Below are 24,427 nucleotides of genomic sequence, written 5' to 3' on the forward strand. Positions count from 1 at the left end.
CTATCCTATTTCTTTTAACATTAAGTCTAACCCTTCTCTTATGATTTGCTGATGTGGTTGTTTAGAAACACATATAAATTCAGTCAGGGCAAAATCTTCAGGAGCAACTTCATACATACCTAACTGCTCCATTGCATCCAGATCATTTACCGCACAAGCCTTAAGTAATTGTAATGGGTAAATATCTAAAGGAAATACACTCTCATAGTTTCCAGTAACTACAAATGCTCTATGTTCACCATTTGTATTAGTATTTAGATCGTATTTTTTATTTGGAAACAACCAAGAAAAAGTAAGCGCTCTAGACGGTGATATTTTATTAAAAACAGGTTTATTCCATCCAAAGAATTCATAATCATCTCCTTCAGGAATTACCGTTATACTACTATTATAATATCCAAGATGACCATCGGGCTTTACGTTTTCACCGGTAAGAACATTACCGCTAATCACTCTAATATTTCCTTCATCTATAACTCCAGAATTGTACACTACAGAAGCTACTTCAGCTCCTATTTTGGTTCTATAGTACTTAGGTGTTTTAACCGAAGAACCTGCCAAAGCAATTGTTCTTTCTGCATTAAATTTCCCTGTAAGCAACAACTCTCCTATAATCAAAAGATCCTGTGGGCTTATTGTCCAAACTACTTCTCCTTTATTAATAGGATCTATCTTAGCTATTTGCACACTTACATTTCCTGCTGGATGAGGACCTGAAACCCTATGAACTGAAATATTATTTAAACCTGCTAATGGAGAATTTCCATTTTTCCCAACAGATACATGAACATTTCCTTTGGTTAGTTTACTTAATGCCGTAACTGCTACCTGGAGTTCATTCTCTTTCCCTGTCAACACATAGTCATTATCTGCTTCAAGAGGAGCTGTAGTGTAACCAGAGATAAAAATAGCTTTTGGAGTAGCGTCAGGATTTGCAATGACATCATAAGGACGTTGCTTAATAAAAGGCCAGCATCCCGAAGCCAATAAGTGTGCCTTTATAGCATCACCATCCATAGCATTTACATCTTTTGCACCAAAGTCTGCATATTGCTGTTCTTTATCTGCTAGAATTTTGAAAGCTAAAATCTTTCTTTTGGCACCACGCACTATTTCCAAAATCTCTCCACTTACTGGAGAAGGAAAAAGCATATTTTCATTAGATTTTGAGTGAAAAAGTGGTTCGCCGGCTTTAACTTCTGTCCCTTGTTTGGCAATAACTTTGGGGATTATACCGTGAAAATCGTCAGGCTTAATTGCGTAAACATTACTTGTAGTGGCATTTACAGTAACTTTCTCTGCTTCGCCAACAAGCTTAATGTCTAAGCCCTTTCTGATACGAATGTCTTTTGACATATTTGTAGTCTATGTTAATTAACTAAAAAAATCGTGCAAATTTACTAATTAAAACACGTAAGTGAAAGCAGGTTCTGTTATAAGATTTTATTTATAACGTTTCTAAATAAGTGTTTTTTTGAATCAAAAAAACAACATCTACTTTATGAGGCAAATATACAATCTCTTACCGTATCCTTTATCACATACATTTCATATTTCTTCAAATTTAAATACCACTATCCAAATAATTAACAAAACAATATCTGTGCATCCATATTTAAATTACCAGTCAAAAAAATAAAACAAAATTGAAAGTTCATCTCACAAAGAGTTTTTAGAACAAAAAGAAGTAAACACATTTCCTTTAACCATCTTGCAGGCAATAAAACTCTATTCTATTTGTTTATATTTACACCTGAAATCATTATTTATAATGCCAGAAAAACTTAGACAAATTTTATTCTTTTTTATATTTTCTATTGCGGCTTGCTATACCTCTTATACTCAGTCCATAATCAAAGAAACTCCAGCTGCAAGTCATATCAACACCATTCAATTTCTTACTGATGCAGAATTCGCGGGGGTACCTATTTTAAAAATAGGAGAACCCATAAGTATTGCTTTTGATGACACTACAGGAGATGAATCGGATTACTACTATAGAATAAGTCATTATAATTTTGATTGGACTCCTTCTGCTCTATACAAAAATGAATACCTGGATGGATTTGACGAAATTAGAATTGTAACCTATGAAAACTCATTCAATACGCTACAAATGTATAGTCACTATACATTAAACATCCCTAATGAAGATACCAGAAGACTTAAAGTAAGCGGAAACTACCTAATAGAAATCTACGACGACGATGATGAAGTCGTATTTTCAAGGAAATTTATAGTTTACGAACCTCTTACTACTGTAAAAGTATACACCAAGAGATCAAGGGACTTAAAATACATCAACACAAAACAATCTGTTCAATTTGAAATAAATTCTGCTAGAGAAATTCTAAGAAACCCCAAACAAACGGTAAAGACCTTAGTCATGAAGAACAATGACATTAACAGAGGAATTACCAATCTAAAACCTCAATTCACCATTGCAGATAAACTCGTATATAAATACGATCAGGAATCCAGTTTTTGGGGAGGAAATGAATTTTTATTTTTTGACAGTAAGGACATCAGAGCTTCCACAGTGAGTACCCGAAGAATTGAACTAGACGGAATTTACCACAACTATTTATATCCAAATATTGTAAGAGCAAATAGAAAATACACCTATAATCCAGATATTAATGGAAATTTTGTGATTCGAAATCTTGATGCAGAGGATAATAATGTTGAAGCTGATTATGTTTGGATGCATTTCTTTTTGGAATGCTATGAACCTCTCGACGGTGGAAAAATTCATCTTTATGGTAATTTTAATAATTACACCTTAGACGAATCTACTCTTCTCGAATATAATGAGAAAGACGCCATATATTACAACAAAAGACTATTCAAGCAAGGATTTTATAACTATAAGTATGTATTACTTAGACCAGATGGAACTATAGATCCTGGATTTATAAGTGGCAATTTTGATGAAACCGAAAACGAATACACCGTGATACCTTATTATCGTGCCCCGGGCGCACGTTATGACAGAGCTATCGGAAAAGGCGTAGCTAACTCAGCAAATATTACAAACTAAAATAATTCCTAATTTATTTTTTGGGATTGTAATAAACTCCTCCTATTTTAGACCCCTACCGGCTAAACAACTAAAAAAATGAAAGAAACGGGGAGATTTCTTAAAAAGTACAGAGGAGACGAATGTCTTAACTGTGGAGTTCCTTTGGACATTATAGATAGATACTGCAATCATTGCGGACAAATAAACACCAATAAGAGATTATCTCTTAAAGATTTTTTTAGTGAGTTTTTTGCCAGTATTTTTTCTTATGATTCCCGATTAAGACACACTATAATTGCATTACTTTTTAAACCTGGAAAAATCTCAAAAGAATACATTCAAGGTAAACGAGTAAAATACGCTAATCCATTTCGATTCTACCTTAGTGTTTCTATCATATTTTTTATCATTAATGGTTTATTTATTGATTTTGATGGCTATAGAACAGAAATGGAAGATAAAGCTAAATTCGGAAAAGAAGCCATCGATGAGATCAAAGAAAGCATCAAAATGGATGATTCTACAAAGCAAAAAATTAGTGATCAAATATTAACAACTAATGGCATCCCTGAATCTGAAAAAGATAAAATTAGCCAAGAAATCCTAAATGCGGATGGACTTTCTTTCTTAGATATTGAGGAAGATACTCCCAAAGAAGTTGTCTATTATTCACAAGAGCAAATCGATAGTATCGGATTCTTTAAAAGAGGCTTTAAACTTTGGGCAATGTATAGAGATTATTATAAAAAAACAGAAGAGAAATCTACGTATAGAGCTTTATCAGAATTAAAACATAAAAAAAACCAACTTAACAAATACGTTTATCACAGAGTTTTAAAAACCAAATCAATAGAAGAAAACTATGGGCAAGAGTTTTTTGAATTCATATTTAACAAATTACCTTTTATAATTTTCTTCTTCCTGCCATTTTTTGCTTTAGGCATTTGGCTTTTATACATTAGAAGACCTTTCAATTATATGGAACATCTAGTTTTTATATTCCATACGCAAACCATGTTTTTCATAGTAATTGGTCTCGCTATTCTAATTTCTAAAATCTCAAACGTCAATGCATTTTTTAATATCGCAATGCTTGTTTTCTTATTTTACCTGTATAAAGCCATGCGAAAGTTTTATAATCAAGGGAGAGGTAAAACTATTGTTAAATTTCTGTTAGTGAATGTATTATTTTTTATATTAGCAGGTGTAGGTTCTGTACTAACTTTAGTAGGATCCGTGTTTATATTTTGATATGGTTCAACAAATTACCAGAGGTATAAAAATTTCGGTGGACACCACCTTTGAAGGCACGTTCTATAAGAACTACAAGATTCACTTTGCCTTTGGTTATCGCATTACTATTGAAAACCAAAGCAAAGATTCTGTGCAGCTCACTTCACGTTTTTGGGAGATCAAGGATGCCCTTAATAACACCGAAATTGTCGAAGGCGAAGGAGTAATCGGAAAAAAACCTGTCCTAAAACCTGGAGAATCTCACTCTTACAATAGTGGATGTTTACTTAGCTCACCTTTTGGAGCAATGAAAGGACATTATAATATGGTTAATTTTACATCTACTCGAAAATTTCAAGTAATGATTCCCGGTTTTAAGTTAAGCGCCCCTTTTGCACTTAATTAGTAATAATTTCTACCTGTTCAAACCTAAATCTTTTCTCATCTTGTTCTATGTGACAATATTTACAGTTAGAATCATATACAAAATGATGCTCTTTGGTGATATCAAAACCATCTCTTGTTGCTCTAAACAATCCTTTAAAATCCTCTTCTCCATATTCGGTATATCTTCTGATTTCAAAAAGTTGTTTTTGCAAAGATTCCTTGATTATGAAATATGCACTACTTCCAATCCCAGAAAGAAAATGAGCATCTTTTAAAAAATCTGGCACCACGACCTTTTTCTTTTCTTCAAATGGCGGTATTTTTTTATCAAAATAATTAGTGAGATTTTCCCTGAAGACCGAATTTGGATACTCCACAAGAACTCCCTTTTCTACTTGGTATATCTTATTCTCCATAGATCCTTTTTCAACATTCCCCAAAGGACTTGGAGTAAATAATTTATTTCTCAACAAAGGAGTTCTTATTCTAGAATTATCGGTACTCTTCAAAATTGTATCTGTAACTATTCTTGAGCAATTGCTCCCTTCTTTTCTAAAAGTAGAATACGGGATACTTCCTCTATCCTGTGTTTCTAGAACATATTTTTTTGCTTTATCGTAGAAAATATAATCACATACAGACGCCACCAAACGTCCACTGCCATGAGTTTTTTCAGGATGCTTTTCTAACCATAACAAAAATTCGTTGATATTAGCCAATTTACCATCTGTAGTAAACGTAGCTTTAAATGGTATCTCCAGCTCTACATCTGTAATAGCACTCCTAACCCTTCCTTTTCCGTGAGGTGTTATATATCGTCCAAAATCATAATATTCTGCAATACCAGTTTTATTTTCGATAAGCACAAAAGCTGCGTGCCCCGCCTTAATAACTCCATTCTTACCCAAGCCAAACAATTGCAATAAACTTGAAGCATTTTTTTCATCAGAAAAACGAACAAAAGTATCGGGAAACGCAAGCGAAATTATTTTGCCTGTATAGTTCAATCTTCTTAATTTAAAATCATCTTTCTAAGCCGTTATCGCTTCAAAAACCACAGTACTTACTTCTTTATTTTGTAGATTTTCATATCGCATAGAAAGCTCTTCTTCTTTTTTTACGATTTGAGTAATACTTCTGGTTTTTAAAAAACCTCGATCGATTTGCAGATCTACATCTTTATTTCCTATTCCAGCATTTTTATGAAAATCCAGAAGGGAATTTGATGTCAATACATTCTGGCTCTCATAAGCAGAAAACCATTCTTTACGCATAGCTTTCATCTCTTTGGTATACAAAGTAGAAGATGACCATATATGCATTTCTTTCTTTAACCTTTTAAAATGTTTTTGTTGTCCATCCCAGACAAATTCAAAAAACAAAAGGTCAGATTGCCAATTTGCAGCCACAATAGTAAAAGGCTCTATTCCTTTACAATTATAGGTCAAAATTGCTTCTTCTAGATGATCTGCTTCTAGCAAATCTTTAACAACAACACCTCTACTTTGCCTATACGACAAAGATCTTTCATGGATTTCAAAACCTCCATTAAGCAAACATATCATTGTATTCTTATCACTCACCCCTATCCAAGTGCCTCCGGCAACGGCGTCCTTTGGGAATAACATTCTTGTTTTATTCACCTGATAAAATTCAGGAAGTAATGTTTTTCGATTTATGGCCTCATCACGATTAGAGGTAAGGATAAAATTATTTTCTTGAGTTGGAATTAACGTAACTGTACACATAAATTTTGGGTCGCCTAAATATCTCACAACTTACAAAAAAAATTACATACTCTACACCTTTATAGCTCCAAAAGGTTAAGTTCGTTTTTCTTTAACTTTGTTTACCAACCTTTAACATCTTTTTCTTATAGATGTAAATGTTATACCTTTTAAAACAAAGGAATCGACAGAAGAATTTTACTTATTTTGTGTGTTTTTTTTGCATAAAAGGTTAAAATAGATTTTAGCCATCATAATTTTTTATCTTTGCAATCCTAAATGACTAACTCATTTTGAGAAACACATCTTACTAATTTAAATTATAACACATTACATTATGGGAAAAGGATTTTTTCAAGTTCCTACAGCTATAAACGAGCCTGTAAAGTCATATGCTCCTGGAACTCCTGAAAGGGAAGAAGTTTTGGCAACATATACAGAAATGTACAATACTACTATCGACGTACCTTTATATATTAATGGCGAAGAAATTAGAACCGGAGACACTGCTACAATGACTCCTCCACATGAGCACCAACACATACTGGGAACATACCATAGAGCAGAAAAACAACACATCCAGAAAGCAATTGATACTGCATTGGATGCCAGACAGCAATGGGCCGATCTTGCATGGGAACAACGTGCTGCAATTTTCTTAAAAGCTGCCGAATTAATTGCAGGACCTTACCGCGCAAAAATCAATGCAGCTACTATGCTGGCCCAGTCCAAAAATATATTTCAAGCAGAAATTGATGCTGCTTGTGAGTTTATTGATTTCTTACGTTTTAATGTAGAATTCATGACTCAAATTTATGAAGATCAACCAGATTCTACTTCGGGTGCATGGAATCGATTAGAATATCGCCCATTGGAAGGTTTTGTATATGCTATTACTCCATTTAACTTCACCGCTATTTCAGGAAATCTTCCCGCAAGTGCTGCTTTAATGGGAAACACTGTCGTATGGAAACCTAGTGATAGTCAAATTTATTCAGCAAAAGTCATTGTTGATATTTTTAAAGAAGCTGGTGTTCCTGATGGTGTGATTAATGTTGTATATGGTGATCCTGTAATGATTACAGATACGGTTTTGGCTAGTCCTGATTTTGCAGGAATTCACTTCACAGGAAGCACACATGTTTTTAAAGATATTTGGGCAAAAATCGGAACTAATATTCATAATTATAAAACATATCCAAGAATTGTAGGAGAAACCGGTGGTAAAGATTTTATTGTTGCTCACCCTAGTGCAAATGCAAAACAAGTTGCCACAGGAATTTCTCGCGGTGCATTCGAATTTCAAGGACAAAAATGTAGTGCCGCTTCCAGAGCATATATCCCAAAAAGCCTATGGACTGATGTAGAGAAGTTTTTAAAAGAAGATATAAAGTCTTTCAAAATGGGATCTCCAGAAGACATGAGTAACTTTATCACTGCCGTGATTCATGAAGGGTCTTTTGATAAACTAGCCAAATATATTGATCAGGCTAAAAATGATAGTGATGCAGAAATCATTGTTGGAGGTAATTATGATAAAACTAAAGGATATTTTATAGAACCTACGGTAATCCTTGCAAAAGATCCAAAATACACAACAATGTGTACTGAACTTTTTGGCCCTGTGATCACAATTTATGTATATGATGACAACCAATGGTCAGAAACCTTAAAGTTAGTTGATGAAACCAGTGAATATGCCTTAACCGGAGCTATATTTTCTACTGATCGTTATGCTGCGGCAGAAGCTACCAAAGCGTTACAAAATAGCGCAGGTAATTTCTATATCAATGATAAACCGACTGGTGCAGTCGTAGGGCAACAACCATTTGGTGGTGCCAGAGCATCAGGAACTAATGACAAAGCAGGATCATACCTCAACTTACTGCGTTGGGTATCTCCTCGTACTATAAAAGAGACTTTTGTCACACCGGTAGATTACAGGTATCCTTTCTTAGGAGAATAAACCTACTATACCCAAACAAAAAAGCGTCCAATGGGCGCTTTTTTTGTTTGGGTATACCGGCTTAAACATTTAATTTTACTTGAAACCATATATACACAAAATGAAGAAGGTACTAATTGCGGGAGGAGGAATAGCAGGGCTTGCTATTGCTAGGATGCTCCAGCACAAAGGGCATCATATAACACTAATAGAAAAACAACCCAAATGGCAAATTTCGGGTACTGGGCTATATATCCCTTCTAACGGAATTGTAGCTTTAGATAAAATAGGGTTAGGTGATATGGTTAGAAAAGAAGGTTTTATAGTAAGTTCTCGACATATTATGGATTCAAATGCCAAAATGTTACTAGAGCTAGATCTCGAAAAAATATGGGGAAGAAAAAAAGCTTGTGTTGGAATTAAAAGAAAAAAACTTCATGATATTCTTATAGATGGTATCGATAAGGTTAACATCCTATTTGACACTACTATAAAAAATTTAAAAACCGATCCTCAATATATCGATATTGAATTATCTAATGGTCACAAAGAAAAATACGACTTGGTTATCGGAGCTGATGGTCTATATTCTAAAACCAGAACATTGATATTTGGAGATATCCCTTTGAGAAAAGTTACCGCTCAAGTATGTCGTTTCATCATCAAAAAACCTAAAAAAGTCAATTCATGGACACTATTTATAAGTGCTATAGGCCAATTTCTAATTATTCCAATAGATAACGATTCTGCATATTGCTATGTAAATCGAAAAACAAAAGGCCTAAAAACATTTGACAAAGAACTCTATATGGAACCTTTCAAAAAATTTGCTTCTCCCGTTCCTGAAATTCTTGAAGAGTGGTCTCCTGATCATTCTTATTGGAATGACCTTGAAGAACTCCCAAAACTACCTATTATGGGTGATGGAAGACTAGTGCTAATTGGAGATGCCGCACACGGAATGCCTCCTTTTATGGCTCAAGGAGGAGCATTAGCTCTTGAAGATGCTGCAGTGCTTGCAACCCTATTAGAAGATGAGGATTGGAGCAACGTAGCTTCTACTTTCTCCAAAAACAGAACGCATCGTATTGAATGGACAAGGATTCGTAACCAAAAACGAGAAAAACTTTCTAAACTACCGTATTGGATTGCTAAACTAGGATTAAAAAAAGTAGGAGAAAAAAACTGGACTGAAGATTACAAACCACTTGCCGAAACTCCGAACTGGTAGGTTAACAATAAAACTCTATTTAGCGCACATAAAAAACAATAAATTTTGAAAAACATGATTACAATACGAACCGCCAAAACAGAAGACCTCCCAATACTTCTTAATTTTGAACAATTACTCATTGAAGCAGAGCGTCCAATGGATGTTACTTTAAAATTAGAAAAGATTAGCTATTATGATATAGGCGCCTACATCACGGCTGATCATACCCAGGTAGTCGTTGCCGAAATTGATGGAGAAATTGTAGGGAGCGGCTATGGACAAATTAGAGATCGAAAGGACTTTTTTAAACAAAAACAACTTGGATATATCGGTTTTATGTATGTAAAAGAAGAACACCGCGGTAAAGGAATAAGTCAAATGGTAATCCAAAATCTATATGAATGGTTCAGAAGTAAAAACCTTGAAGAAGTTCGCTTAACCGTCTATGAAAAAAACCCCAGAGCTATAAAAGCTTACGAAAAAACAGGTTTTGAGAAACATTTAATCGAAATGCGGGTCAATCTAAAAAATCAATATTCTAAATAAATATCGTTGTTACTTTTAATGCCTTGTCTTAGAAAGAGACATTAGCTTTTAAAAACTTTAACCAATTTTTCTCTGCTTTTGTCAAAGGTTCTAATTCTGCAACATAAGTAGGATTTTTTGTATACCAGGATTGTTTCTGATAATATGCTTGTATAAAATCTGTTTTAAAAACATATCCTCTCCTTGCATAGGGTAAATTTCTTAAAATCTTATACGATTTTTCATCTTTTACATCTTGTAATTTTTCCTGAAAGGAAATATCAAAAGGAATAATTGTACATTCTTGTGCATCAAACTCTTCTTTTTGACAATACTGGAAATTCCTGGATGACGATATATATAACTCATCTTTGGACACGAAATTTTTCTTATGAAATGTCAGGGAACCTTCTTCAATATAAAAATCTGTAAATTCCCTCTCTTTATTAAAACTCTTCAATCCTTTTCCTGTTATTTCCCAATCCTCATTACCGGAATAAAATGACTTATTGATACTAAAACTCGCTTCATTTCCCATATCAACAATAAGTGTAAAATCGTCTATCTGCTTATTGGACCAACGATTAGCAGCAGTTAATATATAATCAAATGAATACTTATCCATTACCGAACCCGAAAGCTTAAAGATATACTTATGCCTAATTACATTCTTTCCTTTTTTAAAATTTGCATTAAAATGATAGACATAATAAAATTCGGGGTCATTGGTATTAAAATCACTCCCTATAACTTCATTTTCTGTCTTTGCCAGAATCTCACCATTTTTATAATATAAGCTATCTGAAACGATAGCAGTTTTGTAAGAAAGGTTAACAGTATTCATCTCTACTGAAAATCTATTAATATATGGATGCTTTCCATTAATGGGATATCCATCTACATCTCCAGAAGGAGAAGGTGCTTCAAAACCCACAAGAACCTTTTTGTCATTACCATGATTATAAAACTCATAGTATACATCTACACTCAAAAACTCTTCCTTATACCGGGTTACTTTCAATATTTCTTTTGTAACAGCAATATCTGCATCGGTTATAGGAACCAAATGATTTCCACTTGCATAATAGGCTCCATCATTGGCAAAAAAAACCTGTGTAGTTGCTATAAGCAACCATAAAAGACATCGTATACTATACTTCATATTCACAATTTATAAAAATCAAGTTTATCCTGCCATATCACTCCTATCATATATCAATCTATCTCCTTCTAAAGTAAAATATAAAAATATATTATACTCTCCGCAAGCCTCTTCCTCTTCTGCATCTCTACCCGTATTTATCCCATAACTAATAGATAACTTATTTTCATTCAAATATATTGAATATATATAATCACAATTATCTCCGGGAATTTCAACCGTTTTATCTACTGTATAACTATCTTTTAATGCGTTTAAATCCAAATGCTGAAATAGTTGATAAAGACTTGGGTGACTTTTTTCTGATAGTATGGTTGATTTTTCAATAAAGACTTGTCGCGTTAAGTACCCATTTTGAGCTTCTATGAGCTTATTTAACTCTTCATCTCTTTTTACAAATAGATAATCTTTGGTGGGAAAGTCAATAAATTTAGACAATTCTACCTTATTTTGATCTGCAAGTGCTTTTTTCATCTTTTGAAGCTGATTTACAACCAAATAATTTAAATAAAACTTGTTATTATCCGGAGTATATCCATCTATAGCTTCTATTTCATCGCTATATTTTGTTTGATTTCCTCCCCCCATATGGGTAGCTCCCAATGCCATTTCCTTTTTCCAACCTCCAGGGAAATAAGCATGTCCTTTCTCTATCATCATCTGCATCTTTTGTTTTACTACATGCTGTATTTTGACAGGCAACATATAAAACTCTTTATCCACAGTAGTATATCGTTCATCATCCACTTCACTATTCTGATGTCGTATTCCTATTTTTTTCCCTTTATAATAAATTAAAATCTTAACCCTTCCATCATTATACATGTCTTGACCTGATGAACCATAAATAACTAAAGGATCTATCAACCCATCTTTATCCCAATCTGAAAACTCAGAATATTTTGTCCAAAACCAAATTGATTCTTCACCTTCCTTTTTAAAATCATTTGTAGTATAATTAATTTTAAATTGTTTATCTCTATATATTAAATTAAATGCCCTAATACTATCATACAGCGATTCTTCCTTTTCATTGGTTCTTAAAAAGTGTTCTGTAAAAACTGCATAATGTTCACCTTCGTGGTCGTTATAAACATATGCTTTCCAAATCCCATAATTTATCCCTAACTGATCTTTTATCTTCTTTGTAAAAAGGGATTGAATTTCTTCCTTAGAAAGCTCTTTTGATGGCTCTATAAGAACGACCTGGTCAAGAGTTTCTGTTTTCATTACCGTTATCGAGTCTATTTTGGAATCTTTATGACTCGTCTCAGTTTGTGACTTACTAATTTGCTCTTGACAGGATATAAAAATCAGTATAAGTAAACATGTTAGTAATTTCTTTATCATACAGAATCATCTTAAATTATTTGCCTCTTTATATCGGTTCTAATGGTTTAAAACACACATTCTACAAAAAAGGGTTTGAACGGTAATTTTAAAACACTAAAATACTTTTAATTTTAATGATATCTATCAGCGATAAAAACTTGCTTGATTTTAATTAATATTTGATAATCATTTATTATTATTCGCAGTAAATAGCAAACATTAAACTTTATATTTTAATGGCAAGTACACTACTTTTTTAGTTTCGAAAAACTCAGAATCAAAATAATCAGAAAGTTTATATTCTATTGCTTTTGGGAATAACGATAATTCTTCGGTTAGATCACCCCCTTTAAGATACAAAATACCATTTTGAAATTCGTGTTTATCCTTTTTCAAAGTGTTCTTGCGAATCCATTTTACAAAATCGGGCATATTGGTAACTGCGCGACTCACTATAAAGTCAAAACGATCATCAAAAGTTCCCGCCCTACGTTGCTCTGCTTTTACATTTGATAAACTCAGTGCTTTAGCTACTTCATTAACAACACGTATCTTTTTGGCGATTACATCGATTAAATAAAACTGAGTTTCTGGAAATAAAATTGCCAATGGTATCCCTGGAAAACCTCCTCCTGTACCAACATCTAATACCTTCGCTCCGGGAACAAACTTCATAACCCTGGCTATTCCAAGAGAATGTAATACATGCCGTTCATAAAGTGATTCAATATCTTTACGCGAAATCACATTAATTTTGGCGTTCCACTCTGCATATAATTCTCCCAGTTTTGAGAACTGAACTTTTTGTTCTTCTGTAAGGTTCGGGAAGTATTTTAGTATAATATCCATCAATAATTAAATTAAAGCACAAAAATACATGTTAAGATCATATATTTTACTTCTTTTTAGGAACTTAAAAAAATTTAAATACCTAACTTTACCCAATATAATTATAATCAATAACGTTTGGTTATAAACCTCAATAATGATGACTACACCTAACATACGTTTTAGCAGAGTAGATTCTGCAAAATTCTTTAGAACACTTAACAAACGTGTTAACTTGTATTTCAAGGAAAACAACATCAAACGGACAGGAAACTGGAAGTTACACCTGAAAGCAATTGTTATGTTCTCTATGTTTTTAACTCCATATTTCCTAATGCTTACGCTTGACATTTCACAATGGTGGATGCTATTGCTAACTATAATAATGGGAGTAGGAATGGCTGGTGTAGGTATGAATGTAATGCACGATGGTAATCATGATTCATATTCTTCAAAAAAATGGATCAATAAGTTAATGGGAAGTAGTTTATACATTCTAGCTGGCAATGTTTATAATTGGCAAGTACAGCATAATGTTCTTCACCATACCTATACAAATATTCATGGACATGATGAGGATATGGATGCAGGAAGAGTTATTCGTTTTACTAAGCATGCAAAATGGAGACGTTTTCATAAGTTTCAGCACTATTATTCCATATTTTTATATGGATTGCTAACTTTTAATTGGGCACTTACAACAGATTTTAAACAAACTAAAAATTATTTGGCCCGTAAGCTTTCATATGGCAAATTACCAAGTCCCTTAAAACAATGGAGTACAATTGTTGTTACCAAAATTATTTATGTATCTATCTGGATTGTAATCCCTATGATTTTTATGTCTATAGCCTGGTGGAAAATCTTAATAGGATTTTTTGTAATGCATTATGTTGCAGGATTAATACTAAGTGTTGTATTTCAACTTGCTCATATGGTAGAAGAGGCGCAAATGCCAATACCAGATAAAACAGGTACTATGAAAAACACATGGGCTATCCATCAGTTATTTACAACAGTTAATTTTTCAACAAAAAATAGATTAGTCAATTGGTTTACTGGCGGTTTGAACCATCAGGTGGAACACCACATTTTTCCACATATAAGCCACGTTCATTATACCAAAATTTCTAAAATCGTAAAACAAACGGCATTAGAATTTAATTTACCATATAATGAATACAAGAGTACTCGCAAGGCTATCATTGCACATTTCAAACACCTTAAGGAAATGGGGATGAAGCCTGCGACAATACAATCATAACTTTTATTTACCAATTAAAATGAGCACACAAGTATCGGAAATGAGTATTCAGTTATCAGACAAAATTAACGCGCTTAAAGCATCCGCAACACTTGCCATGGCTGCGAAAGCAAGAGAATTAAGAGCAGAAGGAAAAGACATTATTGGCCTTAGCCTGGGTGAGCCGGATTTTAACACTCCAGACTTCATCAAAGATGCAGCTATTCAAGCTGTAAATGATAATTACAATTCATACACTCCTGTTGATGGATATGTAGAATTAAAAGACGCGATTATAACAAAATTTAAGCGTGATAACAGCCTCACTTATGATCGCTCACAAATTGTTGTATCTACAGGAGCTAAACAAGCACTTTATAACGTTGCTCAAGTATGCCTAAACCCAGGAGATGAGGTAATTCTTCCTTGCCCATATTGGGTAAGCTATAGCGATATCGTAAAACTATCAGGAGGAGTACCTGTTGAAGTAAAGACTGCAATTGATACTGATTTTAAAATAACTGCAGAGCAGCTAGAAAAAGCGATCACACCAAAAACTAAAATGTTATGGTATAGTTCTCCTTGTAACCCTAGCGGATCTATTTATAGTAAAGAAGAGTTAAGAGCAATAGCAGATGTATTACAGAAACATCCTAATATCATTGTGGTAAGTGATGAAATCTATGAACATATTAATTACGTTGGAGGCCATGCATCAATGGCTCAATTTGAAGATATGTTTAACCGTACAGTAACTGTTAATGGTGTTGCAAAAGCATTTGCAATGACTGGATGGAGAATTGGATATATTGGAGCTCCCGCTACAATTGCCAGAGCATGTAATAAAATGCAAGGCCAAGTAACTAGTGGAGCCAATTGTATCGCCCAACGTGCGGTAATTACAGCACTAGAAGCTCCAGTTAGCAAAATCCAGTACATGGTTGATGAATTCAAAGAACGCAGAAAATTAATCCTTAATCTGCTATCCGAAATTCCTGGATTTGAATGCAATGAACCTGAGGGAGCATTTTATGTTTTTCCTGATATTTCATATTACTTTGGAAAAACAATTAAAGGGCATACCATAGAAAACGCAACAGATTTTTCTATGTTTTTATTAGAAGAGTCAAATGTAGCAACAGTTACGGGTGTAGCTTTTGGCAATGGCAACTGCATTAGAATATCATATGCTGCAAGTAAAGAACAAATTATAGAAGCAATCAAAAGAATTAAAGAAGCTGTTAGCTAATTACTTTATTGCTTTATTTTTAAAAAATATCCGGTTATCTCCACCATAAGATAATCGGTTTTTTTAATCTGTTTGTTTTTTTGGAAAACACTAACAAATTTTAACCTTATTTTATCATTATTAATTCATCCTCTTATATACTAAACAAACAAAATTAAAGTTATACTCTTTTATTACTTAAATAAGCTGTATTAACCTAAAACAGTGATTATAAAACCAACTTAAACCAAATCGTCATGGACACCATGGAAAAAGAACGTATCGTCAAAAAAAATATACTTGAACTTTACCGAGAAAACTTCAATGTATACCAAACAGATGATGAGATCTTAAATATTAACCCTAAAAAGGAATCCGGATCTAATTACCTTAGATATTATGAATCCATATTAGATATTTTCTTTATAGAAGAAGAACATCTTGATAGTATTACAGGAAAGGTAAAAGACACTATTAAGAAAGTGGCGGAGCTATGGACTACATTACCAAACTCATCTGCAACCTGGAATTGGCAAATGCAATAATTGCGAAATCTTTTTCGACCTTTATCTGTTTCTCCAAAAGAACGGAGTAAGAAGTATCAACACTGTAAAGAGCTCTAGCCTTCCTATTAACATAAGGAAACAACACCACCATTTCCCAATATCAGGAAGCACGTCAAAGTTATTTACTGGACTAAGTTTACCAAAAGCAGGACCAACATTCCCCAAAGAGGATGCGGCTCCTCCTATTGCTGTTTCAAAATCTAACCCTAAAGCTCCAAGCACCACTGACCCAATAATAAATGCCAGCATATATAGAATAAAAAATGCTATTATATTAAATACAATTTCTTTAGAAACTGCTTTTGTATTATATCGAACTGGTAAAATCGCTCTTGGATGCAGAGTACGTTTAAATTCTAAAATTCCATTTTTAATGGTTATTAAATGTCTCATTACTTTTATACCTCCTGAAGTAGAACCTGCAGACCCTCCTAAAAACATAATCCCAAAGAAAAGAATAGTCAAAAACGGAGTCCACATTGTAAAATCTGCACTAACAAATCCTGTTGTGGTAATTACAGCTACTACTTGAAACAAAGCATGACGAAAAGCACTTTCCGCTTCTCCCCATACCATTGGATGATCAATCGATGAAATAGATGGATCAGATTTAAAGTAAATCACAACCGTAGCAATTAGGGTAAATACAACGGTAAATAAAGTATAAAACTTGAATTCTTCATCTTTTATAATTTTTTGAATCTTACCTTTAAACCCAAAATAACTAAGGACAAAATTCATTCCAGCCAGGAACATAAATAATATAATAATATACTGTATAATCGGTTTATCATTCCAATATGCTACACTAGCATTTTTAGTAGAAAACCCCCCAGTAGACAATGTACTTAACGCATGATTTATAGCATCAAAAAAGTTCATTCCTGCAAGTTTCAAAAGAATGGTTTCAGCAACTGTATATCCAAAATAAATCAACCATAATCGTTTTGCAGTATCTGTAATTCTTGGATGTAATTTGTCTGCACTAGGACCCGGAGCTTCGGCAGCAAAAAGTTGCATCCCCCCTATTCCTAACAACGGTAAAATTGCGATAGCTAACACAATAATTCCCATTCCACCAATCCAATGTGTTAAACTACGCCAAAACAACACTCCTTTCGGAACAATTTCTATTTCATTGAGAATAGAAGCTCCTGTAGTCGTATATCCAGACATGGTCTCAAAAAAGGCATTCGTAAATCCAGGAATAGCACCAGAAAACAAATATGGCAGGGTTCCGCTGAGCGACATAAAAATCCACCCAAACGTTACTACGATATATCCTTCTCGTTTATTAATTTCTTTTTGATGTTCTCTTGTTAAAAACATCAACACTATACCAATAAACATCGTAGCAAAAGACGCCATCATGATCTCTATGGTAACACCATCTTTATAAATAAAACTAATGATCGCAGCAATTAACATGAAACAACCATTACAGAGTAGTAATAACCCCATAATGTGCGAGATGATTTTATAGTTTAATCTAGACATCTTACAAGAACAACTTTTCTATCTTCTTAATGGATTTAGGAAGACAGCATACCACGACTCTATCTCCTGCCTGAATATAAAAATCACCCAATGGGATCATTCCAATTCCGTCTCGTATCACTCCTGCAATTATTGCTGACCTTGGAAAATCTAAATCTTTTATCAGGTTCTCACTTACTTCTGAAGTTGGCTTAACAATAAACTCAAGTAATTCGGCATTCATATTATTAAGTTTGGTCATAGCAACGACCTCTCCTTTTCTAATAAACCTAAAAATATTGTTAGCAGCTAATAGCTTTTTATTTATTAGAGTATCAATACCTATAGAATGTGACAATTGGAAATAATCCATATTTTCGACCAATGCAATAGTCTTTCTTACTCCTTTAGATTTTGCCACAAGACACGACATAATATTAGTCTCAGAATTCCCTGTAACGGCTATAAAAGCATCCATACGATCAATACCTTCTTCTTGCAATAACTCAACATTTCTCCCATCACCATTAATTATCAAAGCATTCGGCAAATCATCAGCAAGATCAAAAGACTTATCCCTATCTTTCTCAATAAGTTTTACTCTAAACTTATGATCGCAGAGGTCACAAGAAGTTTTAAATCCTATCTTACTTCCTCCAAGAATCATAACATTCTTGATTTGTTCTTTTACTTTTCCTGTCAATTTATAGAGTTCTTCTACCCCACCTTGAGAAGTTACAAAATACACCTGATCTCCTTCTTTAAAAGTTGTATCCCCTCTTGGTATTAAGGTGTATTGAGTACCTGACCGCTGAATAGCAATTGGCATAAAATGTAATTCTGGAAAGACATCTGCGGCTTCTCTAACCGATTTCCCAACAAATAAAGCTTCTTTAGACAATGTCGTCCCCACCATAGTTAACGCTCCATCTTCAAACTCATAACTACCATGAAATGCAGATTGATTAAGAAGGAGTTCAATTTCACTGGCCGCAAGAGCTTCTGGAGAAATCAATTCATCTATTCCAAATTTTGTAAACCCGACCTCTTCTTTATTTTCTATAAATTCTGCATTCGAAATTCTAGCAATAGTACGTTTAGCTCCTAATTGCTTTGCTAATACACATATTGTGATATTTGTTGTTTCACTAGAGGTGACACTGATCACCATATCCACATTCTCTACTCTTGCTTCTTTTAATATAGCAATTGATGTAGAATCCCCTTTAATAACTCTAATATCTAGGTGAGTATCTGCATAGTTAAGACATTCCTTATCTGTATCTATAAGCGTAATGTCCTGAGACTCAAAAGAGAGTAATTTAGCCAAATGAAACCCCACCTCACCAGCTCCGGCAATAATGATTTTCATTGGTTTTGTTTATTGTTTTCCATCTAAAGATAAAATCAATCTAAGATTTATTTTTTACTAAAAATATAACAAGTAAAGAATCTTAGAATATAAAAGCGTACAAAGATAATGTAAATTGAGTAACTGATAAAATTTGATTATCACCAACTTAATTAAAATCTATTCTGACGATCAATATCAAAAATGTATATTTGCCTAAATTTTTTTGAATGTCTGAAAAAATAACACCATATAAAGATAAATCGAGATCTAAGAAAGAGCAGGTCGCCGAGATGTTTGATACGATTTCCAAAAACTATGATGGGCTAAATCGTGTTATTTCTTTCGGTATAGATGTGAAATGGCGTAAAAAAGTAGTTCGTCTTGTAAGTAAAACCAATCCTGAAAGAATTTTGGATGTAGCTACAGGAACAGGTGATTTAGCTATTAATTTATCTAAAACAGGGGCATCAGAAATAATAGGCCTTGATATTTCTGCAGGAATGCTAGATGTAGGAAAACATAAAATTACGGCTAAAAAACTAGATAATGTAATTCATATGGTACAAGGAGACAGCGAAAGTTTACCTTATGAAGAAAATTATTTTGATGCAATTACCGTAGCTTTTGGGGTAAGAAATTTTGAAAATTTAGAGAAAGGACTTTCTGAAATTTTCAGAGTTCTTAAACCCGGTGGAATATTTGTAATTCTAGAAACTTCTATTCCAACCAAAACGCCCTATAAACAAGGGTACAAGTTTTATTCGAGTACCATTTTACCTCTTGTAGGAAAGTTGTTTTCCAAAGACAAATCGGCATACTCCTATCTACGTGAAAGTGCAGCTGCTTTTCCTTATGGAGAAGCACTCAACAATATTTTGAGAAAAATTGGGTTTATAGAAGTCAAAGATAACCCACAAACTTTTGGTGTTGCTACAATTTATACAGCCACAAAATAATATGAAAAAACTATTTATCTTAATTGCTGTTTTAGTATGTACTCAAAACTTGAGTGCTCAATTATTTTCTAAAGAAAAAGTTCAAAATCTTCAGAACTTTGATAAACCTAGGTTTAGTTACGGTTATATTCTTGGATTCAATAGTTATGATTTTAATTTTGATTATACTGCTGATGCTCCAAATACAGATATTATCGTAGATAAAACAACAGGTTTTAGTGTTGGGCTTTTAGGGAATATGAGAATTAATGATTATTTTGATCTTAGACTAGAACCAATGGTTACTTTCACCACACGTAATCTCACCTTTTCTAGCCCAGAATTCACTACCGATTTTGACGCTAATAGAGAAGTAAAATCGACATATGTTCACATACCTCTATTATTAAAGATATCTACTAAACGAATTAACAATATTAAACCTTTTATTGTAGGTGGTATTTCTACCTCTCTCAACCTATCCAGTAATGAAGATAATCCTGACGATAATAATGCAGGACAATTTAGAATGAAAACGAATACCAATTATTATGAGATTGGTTTTGGGGTAGATCTTTATTTATTTTATTTTAAATTCACTCCTTCGATACGTGGAGTGTTTGCCATGTCTGATGAATTGGTAAAAGACAATGACCCTAATAGTCCATATACATCAACTATTGACAAGATGTCAACAAGAGGAATTTTTATAAATTTCACATTCCAATAGTCTAGTTTAAGATCTTCTAAATTCGTTAAGAACAATAGCTGTAGCAGTAGCTACATTAAGACTTTCTGTTTCTTTACTAGCCCCAAACTGAGGTATTGTAATTTGGTGTTCGATAATATCTTGAACATCTTTTGAAATTCCGTTTGCTTCATTCCCCATTATTACAATGGCCTGTTCTGGTAATTCTTCTGCATAAATAGAATTTCCATCCATAAAAGTCCCAAAAACTTTTAAAACACCCACTTTATCTGTTAAAAACTCTTTCAAATCTACATAGCTAATATTTACTCTCGTTATAGACCCCATTGTTGCCTGAATGACTTTTGGATTATAGCAATCGACAGTTTGATCAGAACAAATTAAATCTTTTATCCCGAACCAATCACACAATCGAATTATAGTCCCTAAATTACCAGGATCTCTAACATCATCTAATGCAAGAATTAAATGATCTAAGGTTACTTTTTTGGTTTCTGGAATATAAAATATTGCCAAAGCGACTTGTGGTGTGGTTAAAAAACTTATCTGTTTTAGTTCTTCTTTGTTGATTTCATACTCACATGATGTAGGAATATCAAAAATATTTGGATCCAAAGTAAAAAGAGAATGCAGCTTCATACCAGCTTCAAGTAACTCTTTTATCACCTTTTTACCTTCAGCAACAAATAAACCATGTTGTTTTCGGTATTTTTTTTGATATAAACTCTTTATTAGTTTCTTTTGGTTTTTGCTAACCATACAAATAGTGTATTTTTGAATCAATAATGAATATGGATTGAAAGACTTTCTGACAAAAATATTATTAATTACTATAACCACCATCTTTTTATTTTCGTGTGATGCGGTAAAAAGAGTTCCGGAAAGCAAATATTTATTAGAAAAAAATCAAATTTTTGTTGATAGCGTTAAAACCAAAGACGTTAAGCTCTACAATCAATTATACCAAAAACCTAACACCAAACTATTAGGAATTCCTGTCAGGCTTCATATATATAACTTAGCCAAAGTTAATCAAGATTCTTTATATAAAGATTGGTTGGTACGAAAACCAAAAAGGAAAAAGAGAATTACTCGTTTTCTTTCTAAAAAACAAGTAGATCGTTTAGGTGTTGGTTTAAATGGAATAAACGAATGGGTAAAAAGCACAGGAGAATCACCATCTATTCTTGATGAATCCAAAATAAAACGGTCTGTAAAAAGATTACAATCATATTATTGGAATAATGGCTGGTTTAATATTGAAGCTGACTATAAAATTAACACAAAAGACAATAAAACAGCCACAGTAGATTATTATGTAAAACCTCATCAACCCTATTTAATCGATTCCCTAACCTCCAAAATAGAGTCTACAGTCGCTGATTCTATTTATCAACTCCATACAGAAAAATCGACAATTATTTCTGGAAAACAATACAAAACATCAGATATAGAAGAGGAAAGAGAACGACTAACATATTTATTTAGAAATTCTGGATTATATCATTTTGAAAAAGAATTCATAAAATTTGATGCAGATACAATAAACACGGGTCACAAAGTAAACTTAAATCTTCTTATAAAGAATCGCCCTGTAACTTTTGCTGATTCTACAGCAAGAATTCCTTTTAGAGTACATAAAATAAGTAAAGTAAATATTTTCACTGATTACTCTTATCAAAATAGAAATCAAACACCAAAAGACAGTACTTCTTATAAAGGATATAAAATTTATGGTTTTGAGAAAATAAAATATACTCGTAAAGCACTTACAAATTCTGTTTTAATAACACCTGGCGAAATTTTCAGAGACAAGGATCGTACTTTTACATATAACCAAATTAATAACTTAAGAACGTTTAAATATCCAAATATCAGATACGACATAGATCCTAATGATGGAGAAAGTCTTATTGCCAATATTTTATTAACCCCCAAGAAAAAATATAGTACAAGTGTTCAATTTGATGTATCTACTTCTAGTATACAAGCATTTGGAATAGGTTTTGGAGGCTCCTTATTAATCAGAAATGTTTTTGGAGGTGCAGAAATTTTAGAAATTTCTGCCAGAGGTAGTATTGGTTCTTCTAGTGATGCTGTAGATGGAGGACAAAAGTTCTTCAACATATCAGAAGTTGGAACCGATGTAAAACTATCATTTCCAAAAATAGTTTTCCCCTTCAAAACCAATAAAATTATCCCAAAACACATGTCCCCGACAACTAACCTTATCTTTGGGATAAATATTCAGCAGAATATTGGCCTTGATAAACAAAATGCTACTGGAGTTTTTAACTACCAATGGAAACCAAACAATACCCTAACCAATCAATTAGATATTGTTAATGTTCAATATGTTAGAAATTTAAATACCAATAATTATTTCAATATTTACAGAACTTCATTTGGTCGATTAAACAATATTGCCACACAAGTACTTCAGCCAGATTCTCCATTCTTTGTACAACCAGATACCGGAACCCCAAACATAAACGATGCTGTCTTAAACATCCCTAGCGGAGCTAATAGTTTTATAGACGAATCTTTAGGCACAACTCCAAATTCTAATTTAACTACGGATCAGTTACAAGAAATTAGCAATATTAATGAGCGTAAAGTACGATTAACAGAAGACAATCTAATTCTTGCTTCTAGTTACACCTATACAAAAAACAATAGAGAAAATCTCTATGACGAAGAATATTCTAGATTTAGAGCTAAAATAGAATTTGCGGGTAATGTCTTAAGTACGATCTCTGATATAGCTGGTCTTAAGAAAAATTCTAATGATCGTTTTGAAGTTTTTGGTGTTGAATTTTCACAATATGCAAAAACAGAATTGGATTATATCAAACATTGGGATTTGGGAAGAAAAAATATAATTGCTTTTAGAACATTTGGAGGTATAGCAATACCCTATGGCAATGCCGATAACATTCCTTTTGCCCGAAGTTTTTTTGGAGGTGGACCAAATGATAATAGAGCATGGCTTGCATATGACCTTGGCCCTGGTAGTAGTGGAGGAAGAAATGAATTTAATGAAGCTAATATGAAAATAGCATCAAATCTTGAGTATCGATATAATATTTTAGGATCTCTTCATGGTGCTTTATTTATCGATGCAGGAAATATCTGGAATGTTTTAGATAGCGTAGAGGAAGAAGACGCTGTATTCTCTAAACTAGATGACATACAAGAAATAGCCGTTGGAAGTGGTTTTGGTTTTAGGTATGATTTTAATTTCTTTGTTTTAAGGCTTGATGTTGGTTTTAAAACCTTTAACCCAGCCAGTGATAATGATAAAAGGTGGTTTAAAGGATACAACTTTTCTGAAGCCATTTATAACTTTGGTATTAATTACCCTTTTTAATAAACACTTATTATCAACATTACAGTATTTTAATTCTTAGTTTGCAAAAGGGATCACTATAATATTATTTCCTATGATCACACCTGATTGTTTACTCTTTGCAACAGGTTTAATTTGATGTACTTTAATCATTATACTAATCGTATAGGTTTATATATAATTTTACTATTTT

General features: G+C 33.0%; 21 protein-coding genes. 12 read left to right on the forward strand and 9 right to left on the reverse strand.

Going from position 1 to position 24,427, the window contains the following annotated elements; all coding sequences use genetic code 11:
* A complete protein-coding gene (locus tag DK442_RS25260) occupies positions 1-1,356 on the reverse strand; it encodes a Na(+)-translocating NADH-quinone reductase subunit A (protein ID WP_109438700.1) in 1,356 nt (451 codons plus the stop codon).
* A 415-nt stretch (positions 1,357-1,771) separates the two neighbouring features.
* On the opposite strand from DK442_RS25260, the gene DK442_RS25265 reads away from it, so the two are divergent.
* The 3 genes from DK442_RS25265 to apaG all read left to right on the forward strand — a co-directional run bounded on the left by DK442_RS25265 (position 1,772) and on the right by apaG (position 4,661).
* Positions 1,772-3,040 carry a DUF5103 domain-containing protein gene (locus DK442_RS25265; RefSeq protein ID WP_109438701.1) on the forward strand — a complete coding sequence of 423 codons (1,269 nt, stop codon included), beginning with the start codon at positions 1,772-1,774 and terminating at the stop codon, positions 3,038-3,040.
* A gap of 78 nt (positions 3,041-3,118) precedes the next feature.
* Positions 3,119-4,273 carry a DUF3667 domain-containing protein gene (locus DK442_RS25270; RefSeq protein ID WP_109438702.1) on the forward strand — a complete coding sequence of 385 codons (1,155 nt, stop codon included), beginning with the start codon at positions 3,119-3,121 and terminating at the stop codon, positions 4,271-4,273.
* A gap of 1 nt (position 4,274) precedes the next feature.
* Entirely contained in the window at positions 4,275-4,661 is a 387-nt protein-coding gene (gene apaG / locus DK442_RS25275) for a Co2+/Mg2+ efflux protein ApaG (protein ID WP_109438703.1), read from the forward strand.
* On the opposite strand, the gene DK442_RS25280 is transcribed toward apaG, so the two are convergent.
* Complete coding sequence (locus DK442_RS25280; protein ID WP_109438704.1) at positions 4,654-5,649, reverse strand: DUF6695 family protein; 996 nt, start codon at positions 5,647-5,649, stop codon at positions 4,654-4,656. The two genes, apaG and DK442_RS25280, sit on opposite strands and share 8 nt — an antisense overlap.
* Before the next feature lie 24 nt (positions 5,650-5,673).
* Positions 5,674-6,390 carry an NRDE family protein gene (locus tag DK442_RS25285; RefSeq protein ID WP_109438705.1) on the reverse strand — a complete coding sequence of 239 codons (717 nt, stop codon included), beginning with the start codon at positions 6,388-6,390 and terminating at the stop codon, positions 5,674-5,676.
* 316 nt (positions 6,391-6,706) lie between these two features.
* Between DK442_RS25285 and pruA the strand changes: the two genes are divergently transcribed.
* From pruA to DK442_RS25300, 3 genes are all read left to right on the forward strand, one after another.
* Positions 6,707-8,335, forward strand: coding sequence for an L-glutamate gamma-semialdehyde dehydrogenase (gene pruA / locus DK442_RS25290; protein WP_109438706.1), 1,629 nt, complete (start codon positions 6,707-6,709; stop codon positions 8,333-8,335).
* Between the two features lie 100 nt (positions 8,336-8,435).
* Entirely contained in the window at positions 8,436-9,545 is a 1,110-nt protein-coding gene (locus DK442_RS25295) for an FAD-dependent oxidoreductase (RefSeq protein WP_109438707.1), read from the forward strand.
* A 54-nt stretch (positions 9,546-9,599) separates the two neighbouring features.
* Positions 9,600-10,073 carry a GNAT family N-acetyltransferase gene (locus DK442_RS25300; protein WP_109438708.1) on the forward strand — a complete coding sequence of 158 codons (474 nt, stop codon included), beginning with the start codon at positions 9,600-9,602 and terminating at the stop codon, positions 10,071-10,073.
* 28 nt (positions 10,074-10,101) lie between these two features.
* Here DK442_RS25300 and DK442_RS25305 read toward each other — a convergent pair whose 3' ends face one another.
* From DK442_RS25305 to rsmG, 3 genes are all read right to left on the reverse strand, one after another.
* Entirely contained in the window at positions 10,102-11,214 is a 1,113-nt protein-coding gene (locus tag DK442_RS25305) for a YARHG domain-containing protein (RefSeq protein ID WP_109438709.1), read from the reverse strand.
* A 24-nt stretch (positions 11,215-11,238) separates the two neighbouring features.
* Positions 11,239-12,564, reverse strand: a complete 1,326-nt coding sequence (locus tag DK442_RS25310; protein WP_160114356.1) for a M949_RS01915 family surface polysaccharide biosynthesis protein — start codon at positions 12,562-12,564, stop codon at positions 11,239-11,241.
* Positions 12,565-12,765: 201 nt separating this feature from the next.
* The gene (rsmG, locus tag DK442_RS25315) at positions 12,766-13,395 is read right to left on the reverse strand and encodes a 16S rRNA (guanine(527)-N(7))-methyltransferase RsmG (RefSeq protein WP_109438711.1); all 630 of its coding nucleotides are present in this window, start codon (positions 13,393-13,395) and stop codon (positions 12,766-12,768) included.
* A 139-nt stretch (positions 13,396-13,534) separates the two neighbouring features.
* Between rsmG and DK442_RS25320 the strand changes: the two genes are divergently transcribed.
* From DK442_RS25320 to DK442_RS25330, 3 genes are all read left to right on the forward strand, one after another.
* Positions 13,535-14,638 (forward strand): acyl-CoA desaturase, encoded by a 1,104-nt coding sequence (locus tag DK442_RS25320; protein WP_109438860.1) that lies wholly within the window; start codon positions 13,535-13,537, stop codon positions 14,636-14,638.
* A 40-nt stretch (positions 14,639-14,678) separates the two neighbouring features.
* Positions 14,679-15,866, forward strand: coding sequence for a pyridoxal phosphate-dependent aminotransferase (locus tag DK442_RS25325; RefSeq protein WP_109438861.1), 1,188 nt, complete (start codon positions 14,679-14,681; stop codon positions 15,864-15,866).
* Between the two features lie 236 nt (positions 15,867-16,102).
* On the forward strand, positions 16,103-16,390 hold the full coding sequence (locus DK442_RS25330; RefSeq protein WP_143917098.1) for a hypothetical protein: 288 nt from the start codon (positions 16,103-16,105) through the stop codon (positions 16,388-16,390).
* Positions 16,391-16,411: 21 nt separating this feature from the next.
* Here the strand turns inward: DK442_RS25330 and DK442_RS25335 are convergent, their stop codons facing one another.
* Together DK442_RS25335 and trkA are read right to left on the reverse strand one after the other, a co-directional pair.
* Positions 16,412-17,908, reverse strand: coding sequence for a TrkH family potassium uptake protein (locus DK442_RS25335; RefSeq protein ID WP_109438713.1), 1,497 nt, complete (start codon positions 17,906-17,908; stop codon positions 16,412-16,414).
* 1 nt (position 17,909) lies between these two features.
* Positions 17,910-19,259 (reverse strand): Trk system potassium transporter TrkA, encoded by a 1,350-nt coding sequence (gene trkA, locus DK442_RS25340; RefSeq protein ID WP_109438714.1) that lies wholly within the window; start codon positions 19,257-19,259, stop codon positions 17,910-17,912.
* Between the two features lie 209 nt (positions 19,260-19,468).
* On the opposite strand from trkA, the gene ubiE reads away from it, so the two are divergent.
* Both ubiE and DK442_RS25350 read left to right on the forward strand, forming a co-directional pair.
* Entirely contained in the window at positions 19,469-20,197 is a 729-nt protein-coding gene (ubiE, locus tag DK442_RS25345) for a bifunctional demethylmenaquinone methyltransferase/2-methoxy-6-polyprenyl-1,4-benzoquinol methylase UbiE (protein WP_109438715.1), read from the forward strand.
* A 1-nt stretch (position 20,198) separates the two neighbouring features.
* On the forward strand, positions 20,199-20,906 hold the full coding sequence (locus DK442_RS25350; protein WP_109438716.1) for a porin family protein: 708 nt from the start codon (positions 20,199-20,201) through the stop codon (positions 20,904-20,906).
* 6 nt (positions 20,907-20,912) lie between these two features.
* Here DK442_RS25350 and DK442_RS25355 read toward each other — a convergent pair whose 3' ends face one another.
* Positions 20,913-21,644: an RNA methyltransferase gene (locus tag DK442_RS25355; RefSeq protein WP_109438862.1), complete on the reverse strand. Its 732-nt coding sequence runs from the start codon at positions 21,642-21,644 to the stop codon at positions 20,913-20,915.
* Positions 21,645-21,681: 37 nt separating this feature from the next.
* Between DK442_RS25355 and DK442_RS25360 the strand changes: the two genes are divergently transcribed.
* Positions 21,682-24,255 carry a BamA/TamA family outer membrane protein gene (locus tag DK442_RS25360; RefSeq protein WP_109438717.1) on the forward strand — a complete coding sequence of 858 codons (2,574 nt, stop codon included), beginning with the start codon at positions 21,682-21,684 and terminating at the stop codon, positions 24,253-24,255.
* Positions 24,256-24,427: the final 172 nt, after the last annotated feature.

The sequence above is a fragment of the Aquimarina sp. AU119 genome (assembly GCF_900312735.1).
GTDB lineage: Bacteria > Bacteroidota > Bacteroidia > Flavobacteriales > Flavobacteriaceae > Aquimarina > Aquimarina algiphila.